The organism is Streptomyces sp. NPDC051172 (assembly GCF_040682555.1).
In the GTDB taxonomy this organism is placed as follows: domain Bacteria; phylum Actinomycetota; class Actinomycetes; order Streptomycetales; family Streptomycetaceae; genus Streptomyces.
Genome location: NZ_JBFBBE010000083.1, coordinates 25093 through 40923, shown reverse-complemented (window position 1 = coordinate 40923; position 15831 = coordinate 25093). Strand labels below are relative to the sequence as shown.

19 protein-coding genes are annotated in these 15831 nt (G+C 70.6%); 9 read left to right on the top strand and 10 right to left on the bottom strand.

Annotation, left to right across the window (positions count from 1 at the left end):
* Positions 1-106 precede the first annotated feature (106 nt).
* Positions 107-328, bottom strand: coding sequence for a hypothetical protein (locus tag AB0N07_RS35865; RefSeq protein ID WP_365842444.1), 222 nt, complete (start codon positions 326-328; stop codon positions 107-109).
* 559 nt (positions 329-887) lie between these two features.
* The gene (locus tag AB0N07_RS35860) at positions 888-1154 is read right to left on the bottom strand and encodes a GlsB/YeaQ/YmgE family stress response membrane protein (protein ID WP_115910834.1); all 267 of its coding nucleotides are present in this window, start codon (positions 1152-1154) and stop codon (positions 888-890) included.
* 246 nt (positions 1155-1400) lie between these two features.
* Between AB0N07_RS35860 and AB0N07_RS35855 the strand changes: the two genes are divergently transcribed.
* The 4 genes from AB0N07_RS35855 (at position 1401) to AB0N07_RS35840 (ending at position 6085) form a co-directional block, all read left to right on the top strand.
* Positions 1401-2486 (top strand): TerD family protein, encoded by a 1086-nt coding sequence (locus tag AB0N07_RS35855; protein WP_365842442.1) that lies wholly within the window; start codon positions 1401-1403, stop codon positions 2484-2486.
* A gap of 134 nt (positions 2487-2620) precedes the next feature.
* Positions 2621-2983 (top strand): metalloregulator ArsR/SmtB family transcription factor, encoded by a 363-nt coding sequence (locus AB0N07_RS35850; protein ID WP_365842440.1) that lies wholly within the window; start codon positions 2621-2623, stop codon positions 2981-2983.
* Between the two features lie 136 nt (positions 2984-3119).
* Complete coding sequence (locus AB0N07_RS35845; RefSeq protein WP_365842438.1) at positions 3120-3791, top strand: transglycosylase SLT domain-containing protein; 672 nt, start codon at positions 3120-3122, stop codon at positions 3789-3791.
* Positions 3792-4378: 587 nt separating this feature from the next.
* Positions 4379-6085: an LCP family protein gene (locus AB0N07_RS35840; protein ID WP_365842436.1), complete on the top strand. Its 1707-nt coding sequence runs from the start codon at positions 4379-4381 to the stop codon at positions 6083-6085.
* Positions 6086-6142: 57 nt separating this feature from the next.
* Here AB0N07_RS35840 and AB0N07_RS35835 read toward each other — a convergent pair whose 3' ends face one another.
* The 3 genes from AB0N07_RS35835 to AB0N07_RS35825 all read right to left on the bottom strand — a co-directional run bounded on the left by AB0N07_RS35835 (position 6143) and on the right by AB0N07_RS35825 (position 7655).
* Positions 6143-6802 (bottom strand): zinc ribbon domain-containing protein, encoded by a 660-nt coding sequence (locus AB0N07_RS35835; RefSeq protein ID WP_365842434.1) that lies wholly within the window; start codon positions 6800-6802, stop codon positions 6143-6145.
* Positions 6803-6997: 195 nt separating this feature from the next.
* Positions 6998-7234 (bottom strand): hypothetical protein, encoded by a 237-nt coding sequence (locus AB0N07_RS35830; RefSeq protein ID WP_365842432.1) that lies wholly within the window; start codon positions 7232-7234, stop codon positions 6998-7000.
* 4 nt (positions 7235-7238) lie between these two features.
* Positions 7239-7655, bottom strand: a complete 417-nt coding sequence (locus AB0N07_RS35825) for a sec-independent translocase (protein WP_365842430.1) — start codon at positions 7653-7655, stop codon at positions 7239-7241.
* Positions 7656-7810: 155 nt separating this feature from the next.
* On the opposite strand from AB0N07_RS35825, the gene AB0N07_RS35820 reads away from it, so the two are divergent.
* Positions 7811-8386: a TerD family protein gene (locus tag AB0N07_RS35820; RefSeq protein WP_344400856.1), complete on the top strand. Its 576-nt coding sequence runs from the start codon at positions 7811-7813 to the stop codon at positions 8384-8386.
* A 196-nt stretch (positions 8387-8582) separates the two neighbouring features.
* Here AB0N07_RS35820 and AB0N07_RS35815 read toward each other — a convergent pair whose 3' ends face one another.
* Positions 8583-8753, bottom strand: coding sequence for a hypothetical protein (locus tag AB0N07_RS35815; protein WP_365842428.1), 171 nt, complete (start codon positions 8751-8753; stop codon positions 8583-8585).
* 15 nt (positions 8754-8768) lie between these two features.
* Here AB0N07_RS35815 and AB0N07_RS35810 point away from each other — a divergent pair, with 15 nt between their 5' ends.
* Positions 8769-9005 (top strand): hypothetical protein, encoded by a 237-nt coding sequence (locus AB0N07_RS35810; RefSeq protein ID WP_365842426.1) that lies wholly within the window; start codon positions 8769-8771, stop codon positions 9003-9005.
* Between the two features lie 474 nt (positions 9006-9479).
* Here AB0N07_RS35810 and AB0N07_RS35805 read toward each other — a convergent pair whose 3' ends face one another.
* Complete coding sequence (locus AB0N07_RS35805; RefSeq protein ID WP_365842424.1) at positions 9480-10853, bottom strand: HAMP domain-containing sensor histidine kinase; 1374 nt, start codon at positions 10851-10853, stop codon at positions 9480-9482.
* Positions 10850-11521, bottom strand: a complete 672-nt coding sequence (locus tag AB0N07_RS35800) for a response regulator transcription factor (protein ID WP_365842422.1) — start codon at positions 11519-11521, stop codon at positions 10850-10852. The genes AB0N07_RS35805 and AB0N07_RS35800 overlap by 4 nt, the downstream gene beginning before the upstream one ends.
* Before the next feature lie 152 nt (positions 11522-11673).
* Here AB0N07_RS35800 and AB0N07_RS35795 point away from each other — a divergent pair, with 152 nt between their 5' ends.
* Genes AB0N07_RS35795 through AB0N07_RS35785 form a run of 3 tightly spaced genes read left to right on the top strand, consistent with a single transcriptional unit; the run spans position 11674 to position 13996 of the window.
* On the top strand, positions 11674-12327 hold the full coding sequence (locus AB0N07_RS35795) for a DUF4956 domain-containing protein (protein WP_365842420.1): 654 nt from the start codon (positions 11674-11676) through the stop codon (positions 12325-12327).
* Positions 12324-13139, top strand: coding sequence for a polyphosphate polymerase domain-containing protein (locus AB0N07_RS35790; protein ID WP_365842418.1), 816 nt, complete (start codon positions 12324-12326; stop codon positions 13137-13139). Before AB0N07_RS35795 ends, AB0N07_RS35790 begins: the two co-directional genes overlap by 4 nt.
* A complete protein-coding gene (locus AB0N07_RS35785) occupies positions 13136-13996 on the top strand; it encodes a phosphatase PAP2 family protein (RefSeq protein WP_365842416.1) in 861 nt (286 codons plus the stop codon). Before AB0N07_RS35790 ends, AB0N07_RS35785 begins: the two co-directional genes overlap by 4 nt.
* Positions 13997-14042: 46 nt before the next feature.
* On the opposite strand, the gene AB0N07_RS35780 is transcribed toward AB0N07_RS35785, so the two are convergent.
* Positions 14043-14771 carry an MgtC/SapB family protein gene (locus AB0N07_RS35780; protein ID WP_365842414.1) on the bottom strand — a complete coding sequence of 243 codons (729 nt, stop codon included), beginning with the start codon at positions 14769-14771 and terminating at the stop codon, positions 14043-14045.
* Positions 14772-14998: 227 nt separating this feature from the next.
* Entirely contained in the window at positions 14999-15709 is a 711-nt protein-coding gene (locus AB0N07_RS35775) for an N-acyl homoserine lactonase family protein (protein ID WP_365842412.1), read from the bottom strand.
* Between the last annotated feature and the right edge of the window lie 122 nt (positions 15710-15831).

Below are 15831 nucleotides of genomic sequence, written 5' to 3'. Positions count from 1 at the left end.
CGGCTACGGGCCCGTCGCTCCGGCCACGGCCACCACTCGTGCGACGGCCTCGCAGGCGGCTCAGCCGCACCGCGTCATCCGCTGATCAGACGCTGCCTGCGGGCGCCTACGGGACCGTCAGCAGGCGCGGCACGAACAGCAGTATCTGGGCGGCGGCGATGCCGAGGACGAAGATGCCGAGCAGGCTGAGCGCCTGGACCTCCGCGGAGGCGGTGATGGTGTGCAGCAGGGAGAGGCCGAAGCCGGGGTGGCAAGGCGACACCATCGGCGACGCCCGCGACTCCGCGCACGGTACGCCGAGCACGGCCGGACCCTCGGAGGCCGCCACGGCTGGCTCATGTCACTTCGGTGGGGCTGCTGTGGAAATCGCCGTACGGAGAACGCGATAACCGTCGCGAGGGCCTGGGCACCCGGCCGCCGTGGACACGCACGTGCCGGGGCTGCTGGAGCGTTTGGGCGGATCCGGCGACGTGGCGAACCAGGAACACCCTGTTCGGTCACCTGGGCGACCATTCGATCTGACCGCCAACCCCCGAAGTCCGCAGCCGGCAGGAACAGGACGGGAAGGGGGTACCCGTGTGCCGGGCCGTGGCGACACCGCGGCCCGGTCAGGGTGGCGGCGGACGAGTCGCCGGGCACCGGAGGCCGGTGCCCGTGCGGACGGCGGTCGGAGGCGGCGTCGAACACCGGCCCGAGCAGCATCGCCGTGGGAAGGGTTGCACACGTGGTGCACGATCACGCCCCAGCCGCCGGGTGCTGTGTCGTTGCCGTAGGCGAGTGGCGGCCGCTGGTGCGGATCGGCGAGCCCGCCGCCGACCGGGCCTTCCGGGACCTGCTGCCCGCCGTCGCCGGCCGTCTGGGGCCGGGGCGGCGGGCCGGTCCGCGGGTCAGTCGCGCGAGTTGCCGAACAGGATCCGGTAGGCGATGAGCAGGACCAGCGAGCCGCCGATGGCCGCGCCCCAGGTGTAGAGGTCGAAGAAGTTCTTCTCCACCGGGCGGTCGAGGAAGCGCGCGGAGAGCCAGCCGCCCACGAAGGCACCGGCGACGCCGATGAGGGTGGTGCCGATCAGGCCGCCCGGGTCGCGGCCGGGCAGCAGGATCTTCGCGATCGCTCCGGCGAGCAGGCCGAGGATGATCCAGCTGATGATGCCCACGGTGTTGTCCTCCAGTCGGGTCGGGCCGGGCGGAGTCCGCCGGGTGCCCAATGTTGCGTACTGCCTGGTTGCGCAAGCCTAGGAACAGTCGCGGCGCGTTGACGAGAGCCTGCTGGTCACTGCCGATGAGCCGTTGAGGTTCTGTCACCTGATCAAGACATTTGCGCAAGCCGGCAAGTGGAAGGATTAGAGTCGAGTTGACCAAGAGGACCGCGGAAAGCGGAACGGTAACTGCGGAGGACGTGCATGAGTGTGTCCCTGACCAAGGGCGGCAACGTGTCGCTGAGCAAGCAGGCTCCGGGCCTGACTGCGGTCACGGTCGGGCTGGGCTGGCAGGCGAACACCGGCTACGACCTGGACGCCGGCGCGCTGCTGTGCGACCAGTCCGGGAAGGTGCTCTCCGACCAGCACTTCGTCTTCTACAACAACCCGGCCAGTCCCGACGGTTCGGTCCGCCACTCCGGTGGCGGCAGTCCGGTCGGTGGGGACGACCAGCAGATCCACGTCGACATCGCCCTGGTCCCGGACCACGTCACGAAGATCGTCTTTCTCGTCTCCCTCTACGAGCCCGCCTCCCGAGGCCAGAGCTTCGGGCAGGTGCATCGCGCCCACATCCGCGTCCTCGACCGGGGAGCGGGCACCGAACTGGCCCGCTACGACCTCGCCTCCGGCAGTCTGTCGAAGGAAACCGCCCTGGTTTTCGGCGAGTTGTACAGGCACGGGGCGGAGTGGAAGTTCCGAGCGGTGGGCCAGGGTTACGCCTCCGGGCTGGCCGGCATCGCCACCGACTATGGCGTGAATGTCCTGCGCGACACGCCCCCGAACCCGGCTCCCAGCGCCTCGGCGCCGGTGAGTGCTCCTGCCTACGTGCCGCCTGTGCCCCCCACTCCGACCGTCCCGCCGCCTCCGGCGTTCGCCCCCACCCCGCAACCCACCGGGAGTTCCCCCATGACGTGCTTCTTCGACCCCAACCACGGCCCCGGCACGACGACCGTGACCTGGTCCCCGCAGTGGGGCGTGCCCCGGCCGGTCCAGGCGTGCGGCGGCTGCGCGCAGCGCGTGCAGAGCACGCCGCCGCCGTTCTACACGCCGCCCCAGCAGGGCTATCCGCAGCCCGCGCCGCAGGGCTATCCCCAGCAGGGATACGGGCAGCCGTACGGGGACCAGTACGACCACCACCACCAACAACAGCAGCAGGGCGGCGGTCGCCGCTTCGGCGCGGGAGCGCTCATCGGCGCCGGTGCGGCCGGTCTGGTCGGGGGCGCGCTGCTGAACGAGGCGTTCGACGACGACGAACCGGACGTGATCGTCAACAACTACTACGAGGAATGACCGGCGGACTGCGGCCTGCCAGGCCTCCGACGAGCACGGCCGGGTCCCCGGTACCACCTGCACGGCGAGGCGTACGCCTACACTGGGTGCGCGCGCGTGCGGGCGCTGTGACGAGGTTGGGGCGGGAGACGACTGTGGCACAGAACGTCGGTGGCTATGAGGATCCGTCCGCCGAACTCCTGGCGGAGGCGGCCGCGGCGTTCGGACTGCTCGCCTCGTCGGCCCGGCTGCACATCATGTGGGCGCTGTCCCAGGGCGAGAGCGACGTCACGCATCTTGCCGACCGGGTCGGCGGCGCGCTGCCCGCGGTGAGCCAGCACCTGGCGAAGCTGAAGCTCGCCGGGCTCGTCCGCGCCCGACGCGATGGCCGCCGGCAGGTCTACTACGTCGACGACCCCGACGTCGTGACCGTGGTCCGCGTGATGGTCGGGCAGCTGACCGCCCGGACGCGAAAGTCCGCCGCACCGGTGCGCCGACTGAACGCGGCAGGTGTGTGAGACTGCCGCGGCCGTTACGGCAGGGCTGAGCCGGACCGTGCTGCGGCGCGGACACAGCGGCGCCTCACGCAGGTCTTAGTGCGCCTGTTGTAGAAGGGTGCCGACCAACGGGGCGGGGTGCGAGAGAGGGCGAGGCATGGCGAAGTCACAGGCGCCGAAGCGCTGGCGGTGGCTCCCCGTGGTGGTCTTCGCCCTGGCGCTGTACGTCATTGTGCGTGCGGCCGGTACCCCGCAGGGCGACACGCGGCCCCGGGCACGAGCGTCCGTCTCCACTCCGGCGGCTACGGCGGCTCCTCCGACCTCGGCGACGACGGCCTCGTCGTACGACCCGGCCGACTACGCCTCCCAGGTCCGCACCCGGGCTCGCCAGACGGGCGTCAGCGCCCAGTTGCTGATGGCGATCCTCTACAACGAGTCGTACAAGCCCCACGACCCGTCCCTCGAGCGGGCCTGGCAGAAGTACAAGCCGGACGCCGCCTTCGGTATCGCGAACATGCACCGCGCCACCTTCGACGAGGTCAAGAAGGGGCGGGACTTCGCCGACCGGCGGTGGGAGGAGCTGCCCGACGACCGTGACCTCGCGATCGAGGCCGAAGCCTGGTACCTGCACGACCTGACGGCCCAGCTGCCCGCTGCCTGGCGCGGCGCGTACACCAAGAACGAGCTGCTGGCCCTCGGCTACAACACGGGCGCGGGCAACATGCTCGCCTTCGCGCGCGGCGCGGCCCGGGGCAGCCAGGCGCAGTCCTACCTGGACAAGCTGAACGCCAACTGGGCCAAGGCGGGAAGTGCAGTCGCAGCCGGCTGAAGCCGCGAGTGGCACCGGCGCAGACGGCGGCAGTCGCCCGATCTTCCCGATACCGGCCGGGTTAATTGCAACATTGCGCAATAATCGAAGTGAGCGGGGGGTGAGCCCGGTGTCGGGGGAGGGGGCGTGCATGCCGCGCGGGGAGATTCAGCGAGTGCGGGCTGCGAATCTGCGGCTGGCCGCCGCCCTGGCCGAGGTCGAAGGGCTCTATTCTGCGTTGTTGAGGGCGAGTTCTTCCAGGCGGCGCCGACGGCTGCGGGCAGAACTGGCGCGTGCCGCCGGACGTCTCGCAGCACTGGCCGCCGAGCCGCCGACGCCCCGCTCCTCCGCCGTCGCCGTGCGGCGCTCGCGTCGGGGTCGGCGCCGGGCTCTGGCCGAGCGCGGCGCCGCCTGGATCATCGCCAGGTGTCAGGGGGGCGCGCCTCCCCAGGCATGAGATCCCTCGCCTGTGAATACGGCAGGATCTGGGCTGTACAGGCCATAGATTTGCTAGATTGCGCAACTATGCAATCGAGGTGGGACGTCTCTCACCTGCCCGTACCCCGACGGCTCCGTCTGCCGGGCCCGACCGTTCATGGGAGTTGGAGATGAGTGACCCGTGGGACGGGCCGGGCGGTCGGGCCACGCGTAGCCGCACCGGCCGGGTGCCCGGTCAGCGCGGGTCCGGGCCGGGCGGGATGCGCCCATCGGGCGTACCGGCGGCTGCCGGCTCGCGCGGCCGTACGGACCCGCGGCGCCGGCCCCGGCTGACGGGCCGCGGAAGGCGGGTGCTGAAGATCGCCACGTTCTGTCTGTCCGTCCTGATCCTGGCAACCGCAGGCGCCGGCTGGTGGTTCTACCAGCACCTGAACGGCAACATCAACAGCGTCTCGCTCGACGGCAAGGGTGGCACGGAGAAGGCGGATGCCTTCGGCCGTACCCCGATCGACATCCTGGTGATGGGCTCCGACGGCAGGACCAGCGCGGTGGACTGCAAGCTCGGCGGCGGCTGTTCGAAGACCGGCGTGCAGACCGGCCACGGGAACGCGGACGTGGAGATGGTGGTGCATGTCTCCGCGGACCGTTCCAACGCCACCGTGATGAGCATCCCGCGGGACACCATGACCCATGTCCCGGCCTGCAAGGACAGCGTGACCGGCCAGTCCACGTCCGGCTACTACGGCCAGATCAACAGCGCGCTCCAGTACGGCCCCGCGTGTCAGGTGGCCACCGTGCACCAGCTCACCGGCATTCCCATCGGCCACTTCGTCGAGCTCGACTTCTCCGGCGTGGTCAAGATGTCCGACGCGGTCGGCGGTGTCGACGTCTGCGTCAGCGACAATGTCTACGACACGTACTCGCATCTGAAGCTGTCCAAGGGCACCCACACCCTCAAGGGCGTCGCGGCCCTGGAGTTCGTCCGCTCCCGGCACGGCTTCGGGGACGGCAGCGACCTCGGTCGTACCGTCTCCCAGCACATCTTCCTGAGTGCGCTGATCCGCAACTTCAAGAGCGCGGGCACACTCACCGACCCCACCAAGGTGTACGACCTCGCGGACGCCGCCACCAAGGCGCTGACCGTCGACGACGGCCTCGGTAGCGTCAGGAAACTGATCGCGCTCGCGGCCGACGTGGACAAGGTCCCCACCAAGCGGATGACGTTCACCACCATGCAGACCGCTCCCGACCCGGCCAACCGCGACCATGTGCTGGTGGGCGCGGGCGCCAGGAGCCTGTTCTCTGCCATCGCGGGCGACCAGTCCCTGACCACCGGCTCCGGCGGCAAGTCCGCGGCGGCCTCCGTGACAGCGAAGGCCTCCGCGACCGCCTCGGCCGTGCCCGCCTCGCAGATCGCCGTGACGGTGGAGAACGGGACCACGATCACCGGCCGCGCCTCGACGATCGCGACGGCCCTGACCGACCACGGCTTCAGCTCCGGCACGACCACGGCCAACGCCCCGAGCGCTGCGACCACCACCACCCTGACCTACGGCACGGGCCAGAAGGCCGAGGCCCAGACGGCCGCCAAGGCATTGGGGCTGCCCTCCTCCCAACTGAAGCAGGGCACCGGAACGGGGCTGACGCTGGTCATCGGCAGCGACTGGCCGAGCGGTGACAGCTACCCGGGCGGCACCTCCTCGGCCCCGCCCGCCGACACGCAGGCCGCGGTCTCCAACGCCCACGCCTCCACCGCCGACCAGGCCAGGACCTGCGCCAAGGTCAGCCCCTACAGGACGGTGCAGATCAACGGCGTGCCGATGACCCCGGCGCAGGCGTACGCGGCTGCCGTCGCCGAGCCCGATTCCGACGCGTGAAGCGCGCGGCCGCGGTTGTGTCCGCCGCCGCGCGCGAGCGTCGACATCGGCCGCCGGCTACTGGCGTGTGCCGCAGCCCGGGCAGAAGGCCGCACCGTTCGGAACGACGCCGGAGCAGGAGGCGCACTGGTTGGACTGGGCGAGGTGGTAGCCGCACCCGGAGCAGTAGGCGGCTCCATGGGTCTCGGTACGGCACTGAGGACAGACCAACTGCCGGGGCGTGGACGGGTCGTAGGTCTGCCCCGCCTGCTGCCCCGCGGCGTAGGACCGCTGCGAGGCCATGTCGTTGAGGCCACGCTGCTGGGCCGCCATGGCCTCGGCCGCGGTGTCGGGGGCGCAGTGCAGGCACAGTCCCTGCGCGGCGTTCCAGCAGCGTCCGCAGACGTAATTGGTGCAGCGAGCGCAGCGGTTGAAGTGCCCCTGCGCATTGCTGATCGCCCGCTGGAAGGCGTGGTCGCGGGCCTGTCCCCAGCCGGCCCCCGCAAGCCCGTCGGCCGCCGACGTCACGCCCCTGCCCGTGTTGCCGAGCAGGCTCCAGGCGACGTCGGCTCCTTTCTGGAGCCAGCTGGCGGCCCGCTCGCCGACGTACGCCTCGAAGGGCGACCGCCAGGTGTCGTAGCACCGGGAGCAGGAGAACTCGAATTGGAAACCGGCCCCGGTGCCGTTGCGTTCGCACAGGTCACGATAGTTGTTGCTGAAGTAGATCTCGCTGCTCATGTGGTCCCCCCACAGGTCGAGCCGTCGGCACACTGCCGTACGACGCAGGCGGAAGAGTACTGGTTCTCGACGGCCGAAAAGTCACCTCGTCGGCCCTGCGCCCGGCCTGCCTGCATCGGACGGCGTCCGGTGAGACCGTGACGGCCCGTCCCGCCGCCGAGAGTCACCCGCCGCTGATCTCCGCGAGCCCGTCCTTCAAGGGCTGGCTATGTCGAAGCCGTACCGTAGCGGTTCGCTCGTGACGCCGTAGTCGCGGCGGTAGAGGTACACCCCTTCCGCGCGCAGGCCCTGCGGTCCGGCTTCCACCTGGCACGGATACGTCACTTGGATCACCCGCGGCCGGTCGGAGACCTTCATCCGCAGTCCGTCCGCGGGCCCTCCGGTGAGCACCGCGGTCTCCCATCCCGTCATGCCGATCGTTTCCACGGCCATCAGTTTAGGGCTTGCGCAAGTCGACATGTGTCGCTGCGGCGCTCCCCGGTGTCGCATCGTCCTGCGGCACCTCGTCGGCCGCTTCGCGCACGGCTTCGGCGACCTGCGCCAGTTCCGCCCTCGGGTCGAGGGCGCTGCGGACCTCGTCGAGCCCGAAGCCGTCGCCGAGGCCGTTGCCGCCGCCGTCGAGGACGTGCTTGCGCACGAACGTCTTCGGATGCAGGTCCTCGAACTCGAAGTCCTTGAACCCCGGCCCCAGTTCGGAGCGGATCTCCTCCTTGGCGCTCTCGGAGAGCTCCCGCACCTTGCGCAGGAACCCGGCCACGTTCTGGATGATCTCCGGGAGTCTGTCCGGTCCGAACAGCAGGACGGCGAGGACCGCCAGCGTGACCAGTTCCATGGGGCCCACATCGGAGAACATCTGGCACCCTTCGCCTTCGCCAGGTCGACCCGCCCGGCGCGGGAACCCTGTGGGGTCGATACTTTAGTGGTTGCGCAAGCATGGGAACCGTCGCGGTGGTGTCGGCGTTGAAGCCCAGTGACCGTGAAAACAGTCCGCAGTCGAGAGGAAGAACCGTGGGAGTAAGCCTGGGCAAGGGCGGCAACGTGTCGCTGAGCAAGGAGGCGCCGGGCCTGAGCGCAGTGCTGGTCGGTCTGGGCTGGGACGTACGGACGACGACGGGCGCGGACTACGACCTGGACGCCTCCGCGCTGCTGCTCGACGCGTCGGGCAAGGTCGCCTCCGACCAGCACTTCGTCTTCTACAACAACCTCACCAGCCCCGACCGTTCGGTCGAGCACACCGGCGACAACCTCACCGGTGAGGGCGAGGGCGACGACGAGTCCATCAAGGTCGACCTCGCCGCCGTACCGGCCGAGATCGAGCGGATCGTCTTCCCGGTCTCCATCCACGAAGCGGAGTCGCGCGGCCAGAGTTTCGGGCAGGTGCGCAACGCCTTCATCCGCGTGGTGAACCAGGCCGGCGGCCAGGAGATCGCCCGCTACGACCTCTCCGAGGACGCCTCGTCGGAGACGGCAATGGTCTTCGGGGAGCTGTACCGGTACGGCGGAGAGTGGAAGTTCCGCGCGGTCGGCCAGGGTTACGCGTCCGGCCTGCGAGGCATCGCGGCCGACTTCGGGGTCAACGTCTGACCGCAGCCTCCGGTCCCTTTCGCAGGTCAGGGCGTCCCACGACTCCTGGACGGTTCGGGCTGCCGTTGGCGCCCTTCAGCGAGGGGGTCGATGTCCCTGCCATCACTGTCCGAGACCGCGTAGCTGTCAGTGGATGGAGGGCCGGCGGGCGGATGGTCAGAGCCGGGGCATCCGGTCCCCGCCGACCTCGCGGCCTTCAGGCCGCGTCGTGCTCGGCCTCGGTGACGGTGGCCGCCGGTGACGGGGTGGGTGCCGTCGTGTCGGTGCTCGCCACCGGCGCCGCCATGGTCCAGCCGAAGGCCGGGCGGGCGCTGGACGACGGCCGTCTCACCACGCGGGGCGGCATCACGGTGGGCTCGCTGCTCATCGCGAACGGTCTGGGATGTGCGAACTGCCGGGCCTGACCGGTGTGCTGTCCGCGTGCGGGGAACGCCTCGGCCGGACCATGGGCTCGGCCGTGAACTCGGGGATGCGGGCGGCGCTCGTCGCACCCGCCACCCGCACCTACGGCAAAGAGGCCGCAGAGTTCGAGCCCGCGGGGTTGTCGCCGGGTGAACTCGCGGGTCGCCTGCTTGGTGGTGTCGCGTGCCGACGGATGCTGCCAACCGGTGCCACGTGACAGCCCACCCGGTAGTTTCGGCTTCAGAGGTGATCCGCAATGACCGCACCTCCCTTGCCCGGTGTCCTTGCCGACCTGGCCCCGCTCCTCGACCACTGGGGTTACGGGGCGGTCGGTGGTCTGCTCTTCCTGGAGGACTTCGGTGTGCCCGTCCCCGGGGAGTCGATGCTCTGTACCCGGCCATCCGGCGTTATGAGCTGTACGTGCTCGCCGCAGTCGGCGTGGCTCTCGCCGTGGTGGTCGTTCGCCACCTGCGCCGTCGTCGGGCCACGGACGCGAGCCGGCCGTCTCCGGACCCGGACGATCGGCAGACTCCGGCTCGCTGACCGCCGGGTGCGACTGATCGGTCGCCAGTCGTACGGCGGATGGCCGAGCTTCGGGCGGTGCCGGTCCGGCGTTGACGCCGCGGGGTACAGGCGGGTCCAGCAGCGCACGTACGCACGGTGGCGCCGGGCCGGCGGCGGTGCGCGCGGATCAGCAGGGCAGGACGAGCGTGACGGTGGCGCCCTGCCCGGTGTTCTCGGCGTGTGCGGTACCGCCGTGCGCCGTGGCCACCGCCTGTACGAAGGCGAGTCCCAGGCCGGAGCCCTCGCTGGCGCGGCTCGCGTCGGCACGTGCGAAGCGGTGGAACGCCCGGGGCAGGAAATCGGGTGCGAAGCCGGGGCCGTCGTCCGTGACACGCAGTCGAAGCCTGCCGTCTTCGACGGCAGCTGTGACGTGGACGGCCCCGCGGCCGTGGCGCAGGGCGTTGTCCACGAGGTTGCCGACGGCCGGCCGCAGCCAGCGGGCGTCGACGTCGACGGTCACGCGGGCGGCGTCGACGATCAGGACGCGCCCCGCCCGCTCGGCGGTGCGTCGGTGCGCGGCGACAGCCGTGTCGAGCAGGTCGGCGAGGCGCACGGGCAGCGCGGTGGTGTGTCCGGCGCTGCCGAGTTCTTCCAGGTCGAGGAGGGCGTTGGAGAGGTCGATCAGGCGCTGGACCTCGGTGTCCACGGAGCGCAGGGTGTCGGTGAGTTCCCCGGCCGAGCGGGGGCGGTGCAGGGCGACGTCGAGTTCGGCTCTGATCAGGGTGAGCGGGGTGCGCAGTTCGTGACTGGCGTCCGCGACGAACCGGCGTTGGCGTTCCGCGGAGGCATCGAGGCGGTCGAGCATGTGGTTGAGGGTGTGGCCGAGACGGGTGATCTCGTCGTCGTGGTCCGCGGGCACGTCCAGGCGCGTGTTCTGGGCGCCGTCGGCGAGGGTGGCTGCCGCGGTGCGGTAGCGCTCGACGGGGCGCAGAGCGGCGCGGGCGGTGCGGTAGCCGACGTACGAGGCCGCGATCAGGGTCAGGCCGGATGCGATCGCCAGTTGGGCGAGGAGTTCACGCAGCGCCTCGTCGCGGTGACCGCGCCGCACGGCGGCGACCACGATCCGGGTCTGTCTGGCCGCCGTGACGCGCCTGGCCTGCAGCCGCAGGGTGTCCGAGGTGATCGGGAGCAGGGAGCCGACGTCCCGCCGGACGGTGGCGCCGTGCGCCACGGCATCCAGCTCGGCGGCGGTGAGTAGCAGTTCGTGGCGGAGGGCGTCGCTGGAGCGCAGGACGCTGCCTTGTCCGTCGAGGACCTGTTGGAGGCTGCCGCTGGGGCCGGGCGGGAGCTTGGTTCCGGCGCGCACCGCCTGGTCGAGGCTGCGCTGGTAGGTGGTGAGGTCGTCGTTCAGCTGCTGGTCCAGGGCGGTTTCGACCCGCCAGTAGACCAGTCCGGCAGCCCCGGTGAGCACCAGGGACATGGTGACGGCGACGGCCAGCACCAGACGCGTGACCACGGGCAGCCGCCGGAACCAGGATCCCAGCCGGTGACGCAGCCTCACGGGGCGGTCTCCAGACGGTAGCCACGTCCGCGCAGGGTCGTGATCGTCGTACGCTCGAAGGCGCGGTCGACCTTGGCGCGCACCTTGGAGACATGGACGTCGATGGCGTTGCTGCGCAGGTCGGTCTCGCCGTCCCAGACCTCGTCGAGCAGCTGGAGGCGGGTCACGACCCGGCCGGCGTTCTCCATGAGCACTCTCAGGACATCGAACTCGCGGCGGGAGAGGTCGAGTTCGGTCTCCGCCCGCCAGGCGCGCTGCTGCTCGGGGTCCAGGGCGAGGTCGCCGATCTGGAGGCGGCCCGAGCAGTCGGGGCGGCGCCGGGAGATGGCCCGCAGCCGGGCCAGCAGTTCCTCCATGGCGAACGGCTTGACCAGGTAGTCGTCGGCGCCGGCGTCCAGGCCGGCGACCCGCTCGTTGATCGCGCCGCGGGCGGTGAGCAGGACGACGGGGACGTCGATGCCTTCGCCGCGCAGCGTCCGGCACACCTCGACGCCGTCCATCCCCGGCAACATGACGTCGAGAACCACGGCGTCCACGCGCGGGTCACGGGCGGCGGCCAGGCCGGAGGGGCCGTCGTAGCGGCCCTCGGCGGTGTGACCGGACTCGGTGAGGTAGCGGACGACCAGGTCCGTGAGGCGCATCTCGTCGTCGACGACCAGGCAGTGCATGCCGGTCAGGCTAACCGCCCGGGGCACCGGCTCCGGGCCCCGGGAAGGCTTCATGGTCTGTTCATGTGACCTCCCTACCGTCGTTCAGGTCGCGGTGCACCGCGGACCGCGACCGGTCCGCCGTCCGACGTGCCGGGACGGAAGGGACTGACATGCACGCACTGGTGCTCGCCGCCAAGGGCATCACCAGCCACATCGCACCCATGGACCTGATGACCCGCGGCGGTCTCGACGTCATCGCGCTGTTGATCCTGGTCGGCTGGCTCTACCGGCGCCGCCCCAGCGTACCGGCGATGCCACTGGTGCTGGCCGCGCTGAACATCGGCCTCTTCGCCGCGATGAGCACGATCAGCGCCGGCAAGTTCCCGGCCGGAGTCGGCTTCGGCCTGTTCGGCATCCTCTCCCTGGTCCGGCTGCGCAGCGCGGCCTTCACCCTGCGCGACGTCGCCTACACCTTCGTCACCCTGGTCATCGCCCTGTGCACCGGGCTACCGCACTGGCAGATGTGGCTGGTGGTCGTACTGGACGCCGTGGTGCTGCTGGCCGTGCTGCTGGTGGACGACCCGAAGTCCTACGAGCCGCCGACCCGTACGGTCAAACTCACCCTCGACCGGATCTACCCGGAGCCCGCGCTCATCGCCCACGACGTGGCGCTCCGCTTCGGTCAGGCCCCGCTCTCCGTGGACGTCGACGAGGTCGACTACGTCCGTGAGACCACCCGGGTCTCCGCCCGTTACCCCGTTCAGCCCGGTGAGCCCATGTCCGTCCCGGACGCCGATCCGCGCGAGCAGGTGACGGCATCATGACCGCCGCCTCGTTCGCCGCAGGGCTGGGCCTATGCGCGTTGCGCGGCGCGACGCTGGCCGAGGTCGACGCGGTCGCGGCCCTGCAGCATCGCACCGACCGCAAGTACCTCGTCCCGCTCGACCGCGCTCGCGACCTCGTCACCCGGCTCGCCGAGACGCACCGCGTTCTCGACCTGGCCGGCCGCCGTACGACGAGCTACTTCAGCGCCTATTTCGACACCGAGCAGCTCGGTGCGTGGCGCGCGCACGCCCAGGGCCGGCGCAGACGTTGGAAGGTCCGCACCCGCCTGTACGCGAAGGACGGACTGTGCCGGGTCGAGGTGAAGACCAAGGACGGCCGCGGCGCCACGGTCAAGCACGCCCTCAAGGTCCCGGCCGCCGCTTACGGCCATCTCGGCGTCCAGGCGGCCGAGTTCGTCGACGAGACGCTGAACCGGGCCGGCATCCCGGTCGCGGCCAAGGAGCTGGCCCCCGCCGTCGAGATCCGCTACGTCCGCGCCGCCCTCGCCGACCTGGACCGCGGCACCCGCGTCACCCTCGACGGCGCCCTCACCTGCCATCACGGCGACCGCGCCGTCGCGCTCGACTCCGGCCACGTGCTCGTCGAGACCAAGGGCGGGGTCCGACCGGCCACGGCCGACCGGCTGATGCTGGCCCTGGGCGGCAGGCCCGTCTCCCTCAGCAAGTACGTCATCGGCCAGTCCCTGCTCACCCCCGGCCTCCCCGACAACGACGTACGCCGCCTCGCTCGTACTCACTTCACCAGCGTGACGAGCACGGCACCGCTCCACGAAAGGACCTCCGCCGTATGAACGTCCTGCGCGGCATCAAGTGGCAGTACGCCCTGATCGCTTTGCTCGCCCTCGCGGCCGTCGCCGTCGGCGTGGTGCGACCGCAGCCGGTCTCGGCCGCCACCGGCGACCCCGCGAAGAAGAAGCCCGGCGCCACGGCACTGATCAAGCAGAACCCGCCGCCCACGCTCTTCACCGATGCCGACATCGCCACGATCGGCAAAGAGGCGACGGACCAGCGCAAGAAGGCCGACGCCCTCTTCGCACACTGGAAGGCCGCGCACGGTACCGCCCGCGACGACAAGGCGTTCGCCGCCTGGGCCGCGCAGCAGGTGCCACCCCCGCCGTCGGCGAAGGAGCGCACCGCCGAACTCCGTCAGGACCAGCAGCTCGCGAAGACCCGTACGGCAGCGGGGAAGAAGGCTGCCACCTGGCTGGAGCTGTACGGCAAGAAGGACATCTGGAAGCTCTACCTCCACGACCAGCGCGAACTGATCCCCGCCGCACAGGGCACGGCGGAGAAAGCCGCGCTCAAGGCCGCCCTGAAGCTGGCCAAGACCATCAGCGACCAGCTGGCGGCCAAGGACAAGCAGCCGGCCCCGTTCGTCCTGGACCCGACCCTGCGTCCTGAGAAGCACATCAAACCCGGCGCCAAGGGCCCCGACTCCTACCCCTCCCGCCACGCCACCCGCTCCGCCGCGGCCGTCACCTTCCTCAGCGCCCTCTCTCCGCACCGAGCCGCCGACTACGAGTGGATGCGCGCCGAAGTCCTCTACTCCCGCCTCTACATGGCAGGCCACGTCACCAGCGACCTCACCGCCGGCACGCTGCTCGGCGACCTGATCGGCGACTACGAGCTCACCGTCAGCGGACACTGACATCCCTGACACCTCGGTGCTCTGCCCGCCCTGACTCAGCTCGCACCTATTCGGCGGTGGCCGAGGTCATCTCGACGTCGATCACGCCGTCGTTCTGGAACAGCTCGGCGGTGAGTGGGCCGGCGTCGGCGGTGCCCTCGAGTTCGAGCAGGACGTGTGCGGCGGGATCGGTTCGGCCGGGCAGGCGGTCGACCTTGACCTGGAGGATGTGGAAGCCGCGCCGGGTGCACGTCTCCATGAGCTGGGGCAGCAGGGCCGTGCCCGTGCGGTACGTCATGCTCAGTTCGAACGTCGACGCGGTCGCGCCGGGTATCAGACGGTCGGCCAGCAGGGGATAACCCCGTACGACGAGGAAGTGCAGGGCGGTGACGGCGCAGGCGAGGATGGGCAGGCCGCCTCCGCAGGCCATGCCGACCGCGCAGGTGAGCCAGATCGTCGCGGCGGTGGTCAGACCGCGGACGGCGTCCCGTCGTACGAAGATGAGGCCGCCGCCGATGAAGCCGATGCCGGAGACGATCTGGGCCGCCACCCGCGAGGGATCGAAGGAGACGTTGTCCAGGCCGAGCACGTTGGTGAAGCCGTGCTGGGACACCTCCATCATCAAGGCACTGGCGATCCCGACCAGGGTGTGGGTGCGCAGGCCCGCGCTTTTCTGCTGGGCCGCCCGTTCCCAGCCGACGAGGCTGGACAGCACCAGGGCGAGCCCCAGTTCGGCCAGCTGACGCAGGCCCTGTCCGTTGTCCACGTCCCACAGGGGGACTGCCAGTCCGGTCACACGCACCTCCCGTCCACCCGGGGCGTCTACCCCGGGGGCACAGACCAAGGCTGTGACGAGTCCGACAGGTCGCCCCTGCCGTGGTGCGGGAGCCGATCGACGCACGGACTCATCAGATCGCGGCCGACGGCCGAAGCCGTTCTCGTCGCCGCCCTCGACCTGGAGGTCCTGGCGTTGCGGCGAGCACGCCCGTGTGGGCGATGCGGCTTGGAGTCGCCCTGCCTGCCCTAGAAGGTGCTCTGCGACGGTTCCCAGACCGAGCAGTCGTGAGCGAAGAGAACGCCTCGTGGGTCGAAGTCGGCGAGTCGCGCCATCCAGTGCCGGTAGGCGGGAAGCGGCTGCTCCACGCCGTCACGTGCCGCTCGGTGTGCCAGCTGGTCCGATGCGTAATGCGAAGCGAAGTCGTGCGCCTGGCCGGCGAGGACCACCGTGCCGTCTCCTTGCCGGAGGACCAGCGACTGATGCCCTTGGGTGTGCCCTGGTGTCGGAATGATCCAGACACCCGGCCAGACCTCGGCCTCACCGGAAAGCTCCTCATAGGACGCGGCGGGGAAGTCGATCAGTTCGTCGAAGGTGTGGTCGCCGTTGCGGGCAGTGGCCAGCTCGATGTCCTGGACCAGGATGGGCTTGCCGCCCAGCAGTGGGTTCCCGCCGCAGTGGTCGAAGTGGAGGTGGCAGTTCGCGACGAGTGAGATGTCGTCAAGCACGACTCCGGCCGCGGCCAGGGCATCCTGCAGGTCTCGCCGTCGGGGCCGGTAATGGGCTTCGGTCTCGGGGTCCGCCTTGCCGATGCCGGTGTCGAAGAGGATCAGTCCCCGATCGTGTTGCACCAGGTAGGCGAGCACAGGTTCGACCCGCGGCTGCGGGCCGCCGATCTCCGAGGCGGGCCGGATGAAATACCCCAGATCGAGCCGACGCACTGCCATGTTCTTCCCCATGCGGCCAGTTTCGCGGGTTCGGGTGCTCAGGTCGGCCGGTCTGCCGAGAGCAGAACCACGACCGACGCCGTCGGCCGCACCGAAGCCATGGCTGCCCTCACCGTCCGCAAGCCGACCCGTAC